General features: G+C 43.9%; 9 protein-coding genes and 1 pseudogene. 7 read left to right on the forward strand and 3 right to left on the reverse strand.

Annotated elements, in window-relative coordinates:
- Positions 1 to 329 (forward strand): annotated as a pseudogene (locus tag EAE93_RS23115) (ISNCY family transposase); the annotation flags it as partial.
- A gap of 251 nt (positions 330 to 580) precedes the next feature.
- Here the strand turns inward: EAE93_RS23115 and EAE93_RS23120 are convergent.
- Entirely contained in the window at positions 581 to 1,243 is a 663-nt protein-coding gene (locus tag EAE93_RS23120; protein WP_214040650.1) for an HAD family hydrolase, read from the reverse strand.
- Between the two features lie 161 nt (positions 1,244 to 1,404).
- On the opposite strand from EAE93_RS23120, the gene nudC reads away from it, so the two are divergent.
- The 6 genes from nudC to EAE93_RS23150 all read left to right on the forward strand — a co-directional run bounded on the left by nudC (position 1,405) and on the right by EAE93_RS23150 (position 5,855).
- On the forward strand, positions 1,405 to 2,172 hold the full coding sequence (gene nudC / locus EAE93_RS23125; RefSeq protein WP_214040653.1) for an NAD(+) diphosphatase: 768 nt from the start codon (positions 1,405 to 1,407) through the stop codon (positions 2,170 to 2,172).
- 109 nt (positions 2,173 to 2,281) lie between these two features.
- On the forward strand, positions 2,282 to 3,346 hold the full coding sequence (gene hemE / locus EAE93_RS23130; protein WP_214040651.1) for a uroporphyrinogen decarboxylase: 1,065 nt from the start codon (positions 2,282 to 2,284) through the stop codon (positions 3,344 to 3,346).
- Between the two features lie 4 nt (positions 3,347 to 3,350).
- Positions 3,351 to 4,019, forward strand: a complete 669-nt coding sequence (gene nfi / locus EAE93_RS23135) for a deoxyribonuclease V (protein WP_214040652.1) — start codon at positions 3,351 to 3,353, stop codon at positions 4,017 to 4,019.
- A gap of 76 nt (positions 4,020 to 4,095) precedes the next feature.
- Complete coding sequence (locus EAE93_RS23140; RefSeq protein WP_036814772.1) at positions 4,096 to 4,686, forward strand: YjaG family protein; 591 nt, start codon at positions 4,096 to 4,098, stop codon at positions 4,684 to 4,686.
- Positions 4,687 to 4,872: 186 nt separating this feature from the next.
- Positions 4,873 to 5,145 (forward strand): nucleoid-associated protein HU-alpha, encoded by a 273-nt coding sequence (gene hupA / locus EAE93_RS23145; protein WP_012776594.1) that lies wholly within the window; start codon positions 4,873 to 4,875, stop codon positions 5,143 to 5,145.
- Positions 5,146 to 5,213: 68 nt separating this feature from the next.
- Entirely contained in the window at positions 5,214 to 5,855 is a 642-nt protein-coding gene (locus EAE93_RS23150; protein WP_036781115.1) for a DUF1481 domain-containing protein, read from the forward strand.
- Between the two features lie 18 nt (positions 5,856 to 5,873).
- Here EAE93_RS23150 and purD read toward each other — a convergent pair whose 3' ends face one another.
- Together purD and purH are read right to left on the reverse strand one after the other, a co-directional pair.
- Positions 5,874 to 7,157, reverse strand: a complete 1,284-nt coding sequence (purD, locus tag EAE93_RS23155; RefSeq protein WP_040150867.1) for a phosphoribosylamine--glycine ligase — start codon at positions 7,155 to 7,157, stop codon at positions 5,874 to 5,876.
- A 22-nt stretch (positions 7,158 to 7,179) separates the two neighbouring features.
- On the reverse strand, positions 7,180 to 8,769 hold the full coding sequence (purH, locus tag EAE93_RS23160) for a bifunctional phosphoribosylaminoimidazolecarboxamide formyltransferase/IMP cyclohydrolase (protein WP_036814770.1): 1,590 nt from the start codon (positions 8,767 to 8,769) through the stop codon (positions 7,180 to 7,182).
- Positions 8,770 to 9,330: the final 561 nt, after the last annotated feature.

The raw sequence follows: 9,330 nt of genomic DNA on the forward strand, positions 1-9,330 counted from the left end.
TTTTACTGAATGGGCATACGCTGGATCTCTCCCAATTTGTCCATCAACTGATTGAACAATCTCCGGAGCATGAAACGATGTTGATGACTATTGCAGAACAGCTTGAACAAAAAGGGCTTGAGCGTGGTATTGAACTAGGCCGAGAAGAAGGTATTGAGCTAGGCCGAGAGAAAGGTATTGAGCTAGGTCGAGAGGAAGGTATTGAACTAGGCCGAGAGAAAGGTAAAGTGGAAACGGCTCGTGCCTTATTACGGCATGGCGTGAGTTTAGACATTATTGTCACCAGTACCGGACTGAGCCGGGATAGAATTGAAGCGTTAAAGCATTAAATTAATCTTCTCTTTTACAGTAAAATGCCGATATTCAAGATCGGCATTTTTGTTTTTATTTATAGGGAGCGAAATGACACCTTAAGAGCATAGGGAACGCGATTAGATGGGTTGTTTGCGGAAACAAAATGACTTGTTCTGTTTCGTCAAGACCTCAATTTTATTGCAATATTCTCCCCAGCAATTGGGTTGTCTGTTGAAAGATAACGGGTAATTATGGAAACCATAAACCCATTACTGATTGAAAGTATTTACAGTGACCAGATTAATTGTTTCCAGCCATATTGTTGTGCTTCGGCTTTTAAACGGGCATCGGCATTGACTGTAATTACTTCGTTGGCAAACTGACACATTGGGAGATCATTAATTGAATCACTGTAAAAGCGGATAATTTCAGGATAGCTATTTTGCTGTTCCAGCCACTGTTTTATCCGTTTTACTTTACCTTCACGAAAAGCCGCAATGCCATCTATTTTGCCGGTATAACAGCCATTTTCCATTACCATATCAATGCCCAGTGCCGTGTGAATGCCCAATTCGGTAGCAATCTTTTTTACAATAAAAGAGACAGTAGCTGAGATAACAATGATTGGAATTTGTTGCTGTTGATAGTCTGTAATTAGGGCTTTGGCTTGTGGATAAAATCGCGGTTTAATTTTTTCGTTAACAAATTCAGTCAGCCAAAGATCAACTTGTTCTTGTGGAACTTGATGCAGTGTTTGCAGGCTAAATGACAGATAACCACTCATATCTAGTGAGCCAGCACTGTAATCAGCCGTCATTTTTTTATCTGCTTCAATAAAGCTTGGATCGGTAATGATGCCTTTTTCCCATAAAAACTCGGTCCATATAGCGCTGGAATCACCGGAAATTAAGGTGTCATCCAGATCAAACACGGCAAGCAGTTGTGGCATGGTGTTGTGCTCCTCAAGTCTAAAGTATATCGATAGTTGAGAATAATGCCGATTACTGTCAAAGCGAGCAATACGATCTTGATAAGAGTAATAAAACAGGTTTTTTTGATTAAAAAGCGTATGATTTATACAGATATTAAAATTAAGATGTCATAGTGATGATGCAACAACAAATTACAGGTACAGAATGTGGCTGGTGGGTTATCAGCGATGAAAATCGTATTTGGCTCCCTAAAGGCGAATTACCTTTTGGAATGGCAACTCAATGGTCACTGCAAGGAAAAATAGCCTTGTCTATCGGTGAGTGGCAAGGTGAGAAGGTTTGGCTTATTCGTCAGAAAATGGCTGCAAATATGGTTTCTTTACGGCAGATTGTTAAAGATGATCGTGGCTTGTTTCAATTAGCTGGCCGAGGAGTGCAATTGGCGGAGTTTTATCGCTCTCACCAATATTGTGGTTATTGCGGTAATAAAATGTACCATTGTGTCAGTGAATGGGCTTGTCTGTGCCATCACTGCCACGAACGTTATTATCCGCAGATAGCGCCTTGTATTATTGTCGGTATTCGTCGGGATGATCATATTTTGTTGGCTCAACATCAGCGCCATCGTGGAGGCATTTACACCGTACTTGCGGGATTTGTCGAAGTCGGTGAAACACTGGAAGAAGCTGTGGCTCGTGAAGTGATGGAAGAGAGTAATATTAAAATTCGCAACTTACGTTATGTGGCTTCTCAACCGTGGCCTTTTCCTCATTCATTGATGATGGCATTTCTGGCTGATTATGACAGTGGGGAGATCCGTCATGATCCGAAAGAGCTGATTAGTGCGGATTGGTATCACTATGAGCAACTGCCATTGATTCCACCACCCAATACTATTGCTCGTCGGTTGATTGAAGATACGATTGTTCTGTGCCGAAATGCGTAATCTACAGTTTGGCGCAATTCAACGGGAGAGATCTACCTGTCATGTTACAATGACGCCTAATCAATTGTAGTCAGATTATATTGCGGCCAATAAATAGATGGAGCCTGTCATGAATGAGCTGAAAAACGACCGTTATTTGCGAGCTTTATTACGTCAACCCGTTGATGTTACACCTGTTTGGATGATGAGACAGGCCGGTCGTTATTTGCCTGAGTATCAAGCTACCCGTGCTGAAGCCGGTGATTTTATTTCTCTATGTAAAAATACGGAACTTGCCTGCGAAGTCACTTTGCAACCTTTACGGCGCTATTCGCTAGATGCAGCGATTCTCTTCTCTGATATTCTCACCATTCCTGATGCTATGGGGCTGGGGCTCTATTTTGAAGCAGGTGAAGGTCCGCGTTTTAAATCTCCCATTTTAAATCGTGCCGATGTGCAAAAACTGTCGGTGTCTGATCCGGAAATGGAGCTGGGTTATGTGATGGATGCAGTACGTGCGATTCGTAAGGCACTGGCGGGGCAGGTTCCTCTAATTGGCTTTTCCGGTAGTCCGTGGACACTGGCGACTTATATGGTGGAAGGTGGCAGCAGTAAGGCATTCACTAAAATCAAAAAAATGATGTATGTCGAACCTGCCGTAATGCATCTATTGCTGGATAAGCTGGCAGACAGCGTTATTCTTTATCTCAATGCTCAGATTAAAGCAGGCGCTCAGTCTGTAATGGTTTTTGATACTTGGGGCGGAGTGCTGACGGGGCGGGATTATCGGGAATTTTCCTTGCATTATATGCATAAGATTGTTGATGGCCTGATCCGTGAAAATGAAGGTCGTCGTGTGCCGGTGACACTGTTTACTAAAGGTGGCGGACAATGGCTGGAAGCAATGGCTGAAACCGGTTGTGATGCGCTTGGTCTGGATTGGACGACAGATATTGCCGATGCACGTCGTCGTGTGGGAAATAAAGTTGCTTTGCAGGGCAACATGGACCCATCCATGTTATACGCTTCTCCAGAGCGCATTGAACAGGAAGTTTCGACAATTTTGCAAGGTTTTGGCGCGGGTTCTGGTCATGTCTTTAATCTTGGTCATGGTATCCATCAGGATGTACTGCCGGAACACGCAGGTGTATTTGTTGAGGCTGTACATAACCTTTCAACTAAATATCATCAGTAAGCATATGATTAATACGAAAGCGCTACGCCAGGAGCAAATAGCAAAGGCTCAACAGGTTATCCGTTATGATGATTTTCCCCCACCTAAATTGATTGCTGGCGCTGATGTGGGCTTTGAACAGCAAGGGACGATCACCCGGGCGGCGATAGCGGTTCTCTCTTATCCTGCCCTTGAACTGGTGGAATATCAGATAGCCCGAATTGAAACTACTCTGCCTTATATTCCCGGTTTACTCTCTTTCCGTGAATACCCTGCATTAATGGCTGCTTGGCAATTGTTGAAACACATACCTGATCTGGTGATGGTGGATGGTCATGGCATTGCTCATCCACGCCGTTTAGGTGTTGCCAGCCATTTTGGTTTATTAGCAAATGTACCTACAATTGGTGTGGCAAAGCGTCGTTTATGTGGTGAGAGTGAACTATTGGGAGAACAGCCCGGCAGTTGTCAACCTTTGATTGATAAAGAAGAACAGATTGGTTGGGTATGGCGGAGTAAAAAAGGTTGTAATCCGTTGTATATTTCTACAGGGCACCGAATCAGTCTTGATAGTGCATTGTTATGGGTGGAACGTTGTATGAAAGGCTATCGGCTGCCTGAAACAACCCGTTGGGCAGATGGCGCAGCCTCAAATAGGTCGTTTTTTGAACGAATGATACAGAAAAATCCTTAAATTCGGTGTAAGCGTGTGGATATTCTTGAATTTCAGGTAAACTGCGGAGCAAATTGTGCATAATGAGTAAAAACTAATGTTACGAAACCCGATACATTTACGGCTGGAAAAACTTGAAAGCTGGCAGCATCTGACCTTTATGGCAAGTCTGTGCGAACGGATGTATCCAAATTACCAGATGTTCTGTCTTCAGACAGCGTTTGCAGAACCGGCTATTTACCGCCGTATTCTGGATTTGGTGTGGGAAATATTAGTTGTAAAAGATGCCAAAGTGAATTTTGATAATCAGCTGGAAAAGTTGGAACAAGCTATTCCCTCAGCGGATGATTACGATATTTACGGTGTGTACCCGGCGATTGATGCATGTATTGCATTAGGGGAAACTGTTCATGCTCGTCTGAGTGGTGAAACATTGGAGCATGCAATTGCAGTGAGTGAAATTTCAATTCGCACCGTTGCTATGCTTGAAATGACTCAGGCCGGGAAAGAAATGACCGATGAAGAACTGAAAATGTTACCTGCTATTGAACAAGAGTGGGATATCCAATGGGAAATTTATCGCTTATTGGTTAGCTGCGAAGAGCGGGATATTGAGTTGATTAAAGGATTGAAAGCTGACCTCCGGGAGTCAGGAACGAGCAACATTGGCATAAATTTAACGCAGTAAAGTGAAAAAACGTGATTTAATGCTTTAAATGCCATGTTCAAAGGCTTCACTTTTGCCCCCACTCTGTTCTACATTTGGGGGGTGAAAAGAAGTGGCTATCGGTGCGTGTATGCAGGGGTGCTGTCATTCGGCATATCCGTCGCACTCGATGCTTTGCAAACGATAAACACACTGTAAGGATAATCTATGAATAAGACTGAATTAGTTGATGCAATCGCAGAAAGCACAGACCTGACTAAAGCTCAGGCAAAGGCTGCTCTGGAATCAACTTTGAATGCAATCACCGAATCCCTGAAAGCGGGTGATTCAGTACAACTGGTAGGTTTTGGGACTTTCAAAGTTAACCATCGTGCAGAACGTACGGGTCGTAACCCGCAAACCGGTAAAGAAATTACAATCGCGGCTGCAAACGTACCTGCTTTCTCTGCTGGTAAGGCTTTGAAAGACGCAGTTAAATAATTTCATTGCAAAAAAGAAAAAATAGAAGGGGTATTATTTATCCCCTTTTGTTGGTTCGTCAGGGGCTGATGACACTAGGATTCGTCTTCGCGCTCAGCGCCTGTACCAATCAACCTAAACAACCTTCTTTCAGCGCAAGTGGATTCATTGCAGATGATGGCGTTGTCCGCTTGTGGCGTCTCAACGATCAGGATAGTAAACCTCGGGTGCTGATGAGTGTTTACAGCCCCTACCGTAATGACAATACCGTCGTGACTTTTTATGAATATAAACAGGGCGATTTGCGCCAAATTCGTCGTGAAATTTTGAGTGATAAAAATCCACTGTCTGAACAACTTCGTCTGGATAAATCCGGTGAGGTGATTTTTATGCAAAAGCAGTCGAAAGCGCGGCGTGAACTCCTCTCCAGCGATGATATTGTTCGTATGCAGTTTGACGCTAAACGAACGCTTGAATTAAGTGACGCGTTGATCGTGGGAAATGTACGTTTGATGCAAGGGCACTGGAATAACGGTAAAGTTACTACCTGTGCAGGTGAAACGATTTCTGTAGAGTTTGAACCTTACGCGAGGTCATGGCTTGAACAGCGCGAAAAAAGCAGCTACGGCCAATTAACCATTGCTTGGTTGGAAGCGCCTGTTGGCCGAGAATTATTGTTGGTAGCCAATAATGACTTTTGTCGTTGGGAACCGACGAAGGACAGCCTCTGACCTTCGTCAGTTTTATGATTACTTCAATCGGTTAATTGCTCGATATCCGATATCCTTACGGTAAAAACAGTTATTCCATTCAATCTCTTCTGCTTGTTGGTAGGCATTTTTCTGTGCATCTATAATGGTTTCACCCAATGCTGTAACACACAGAACGCGTCCACCGGCGGTAATAACTTCACTACCTTTCACTGCCGTACCTGCATGGAAAACCTTGCTACTTTCATTTTCTTGTTGGGGCAAGCCATGAATAATATCCCCTTTGTGATAATCAGCAGGATACCCGCCGGCAGCGAGTACCACACCCAGAGCAGGGCGTTCATCCCAATGAGAAGTTTTACCCGCAAGCTCTCCTTTTGCACCAGCTAGACAGAGTTCAACCAGATCAGAGCGCATACGCATCATGATGGGTTGAGTTTCCGGATCACCAAAGCGACAGTTAAATTCAATGACTTTTGGTTCGCCATTTTCGTTGATCATCAAACCGGCATAAAGAAAACCGGTATAGACATGCCCCTCAGCAGCCATACCATTAACGGTAGGATAAATAATCTCTTCCATAATACGCTGGTGGATTTCATCGGTGACGACCGCAGCGGGAGAATAGGCTCCCATACCGCCGGTATTTGGACCCGTGTCACCGTCACCTATGCGTTTATGATCCTGACTGGTCGCCATTGGAATAACGTTCTTGCCATCGACCATAACGATAAAACTAGCTTCTTCACCCGTTAAAAATTCTTCAATAACAATACGGTGGCCTGCATCACCAAACGCATTTCCTGCTAGCATATCTTTTATGGCGGATTGGGCTTCTTCCTGTGTCATCGCAACAATTACACCTTTACCCGCAGCCAGCCCGTCAGCTTTTATAACAATAGGGACGCCGATTTTATCCAAGTAGTTAAGAGCCGGTTCGATTTCTGTAAAATTCTGATAAGCCGCAGTTGGGATTTGATGGCGAGCCAGAAAATCTTTGGTGAAGGCTTTTGAGCCTTCTAATTGAGCGGCCGCTTGAGTTGGGCCAAAAATAGTTAACCCGGCTTTTTGAAATGCATCGACAATACCTATCACCAGTGGCGCTTCAGGACCAACGATAGTCAGCCCAATATCATGGCTTTGTGCAAATACCAACAAACCGTTGATATCTGTCGCTGAGATGTCAATATTTTCGAGATTGCTTTCTAGAGCCGTTCCCGCATTTCCTGGAGCGACATAGACTTTATCAGCTAAAGGAGATTGGGCTGCTTTCCATGCCAGAGCATGTTCGCGTCCACCGCTACCAACAATTAAAATATTCATCAGATTAACTCCTGCTTATTGATTAGTGGCGAAAGTGGCGCATGCCGGTGAAAATCATAGCAATACCGTGTTCATCAGCCGCGGCAATCACTTCGTCGTCACGGATTGAACCGCCGGGTTGGATAATGCAACTCACGCCGACAACTGCGGCGGCATCAATACCGTCACGGAATGGGAAAAATGCGTCAGACGCCATTGCGCATCCCTGAACTTCCAAGCCTTCATCGGCTGCTTTGATCCCTGCAATTTTTGCGGAATAGACACGGCTCATTTGGCCTGCGCCAATACCGATGGTCATATCATTTTTTGCGTAAACAATGGCATTGGATTTGACAAATTTAGCAACCTTCCAGCAGAACAGAGCATCTTTCATTTCTTGCTCAGTAGGTTGACGTTTGGAAACTACACGTAAGTTAGTTGCTGCTACCATTCCAAGATCGCGATCTTGTACCAGTAGACCTCCGTTAACTCGTTTAAAATCAAGGCCAGCAATTCGGGTTTCCCATTCACCACATACCAGAACGCGGACATTTTGCTTAGTAGCCAATATCGGCAATGCATCTTCATCCACTGAGGGGGCGATAATCACCTCTACAAATTGGCGGTCGATAATGGTTTGTGCGGTCTTAGCATCAAGTTCACGGTTGAAAGCAATAATACCGCCGAAAGCGGAGGTTGGATCTGTTTTGAATGCGCGATCATAAGCTTCGTGAATATCTTTCCCAATGGCTACACCGCAGGGGTTAGCATGCTTAACAATAACGCATGCGGACTCGGTGAATTCTTTAACGCATTCCAGGGCTGCATCTGTATCTGCAATGTTATTATAGGAAAGAGCTTTACCTTGTAACTGAGTTGCAGTTGCAATAGATGATTCAGAGAGATTTTCTTCTATATAGAAGGCAGCATCCTGATGACTGTTCTCACCGTAGCGCATATCCTGTTTTTTAATAAAATTCAAATTCAGAGTACGGGGGAAACGTCCTGATGGCTGAGTAGTATCACCATAATAAGGAGGAACCAGCTTGCCAAAATAGTTAGCAATCATGCTGTCATAAGCAGCGGTGTGTTCAAAAGCCTTAATGGCTAAATCGAAGCGGGTCGATTGTGTTAATGACCCCTGATTGTTATCCATCTCTTCAATGATTTTTTCATAATCATTACTATTAACCACAATTGCTACATCTTTATGGTTCTTAGCCGCAGAACGAACCATAGTTGGGCCGCCGATATCAATGTTTTCAACAGCATCTGCTAAAGTGCAATCGGGTTTAGCTACGGTCTGGGCGAATGGATATAGATTCACAACCACCATATCGATCGGTGAGATTTGGTGTTGTGCCATGATTTCATCATCTTGTCCACGGCGGCCAAGGATTCCGCCATGTACTTTAGGATGCAACGTCTTAACACGGCCATCCATCATTTCAGGAAAGCCGGTATAATCTGAAACTTCAGTAACCTTTAGATCTGATTCAGCGAGTAAACGAGCTGTGCCACCAGTGGAAAGCAATTCGACACCGCGTTGAGATAAGGCTTTTGCAAATTCAACAACCCCTGATTTATCGGAAACACTAAGCAGGGCACGACGGATTGGACGAAGCTGTTGCATTGATTTGATCCCTTGGATTTTGTAAGGCAGTAAGCAGTAACATGTTATTGGGAAGAACCCACTATATCAGGACATAAAAAATGGGCACTGCAATAACATTTCAATATAGTCAGATAAAATCGCTTGATGATTTTAACCACGGGATTGTAACGAAAACGTTTGCGTGATGCTCGATAAATTTTCATCCAACTAGCCATTTGTGGATAAATCTGTTGGTAAGTAGGTATAAGGTGGCGTGTTGCTGTGGAATTAATCAAACGATCAATTTTTTTCAAAATAATTATTGCCAGCGCCAGAGAACTCCCTATAATGCGCCACCACTGACCGACACAACGCTGATAAACATTGTGAGGTCAGGCAGAAGGAAAGCGAATAAGCGCTTGACTCTGCGGGCGAACAGCGTAGTATACGCAGCCCGGCTGAACGAGAATGTTATTTTTTGATTCAGCCTGCTCTTTAACAATTAATCAGACAATCTGTGTGGGCACTCACAAGACCGTATCACAAAAAAATACGTTTTAAAGTCTTGAAGAGTGAACAACAGTTAATTCATTACGAACT

It is taken from the genome of Photorhabdus akhurstii, assembly GCF_018448925.1.
Taxonomy (GTDB): domain Bacteria; phylum Pseudomonadota; class Gammaproteobacteria; order Enterobacterales; family Enterobacteriaceae; genus Photorhabdus; species Photorhabdus akhurstii.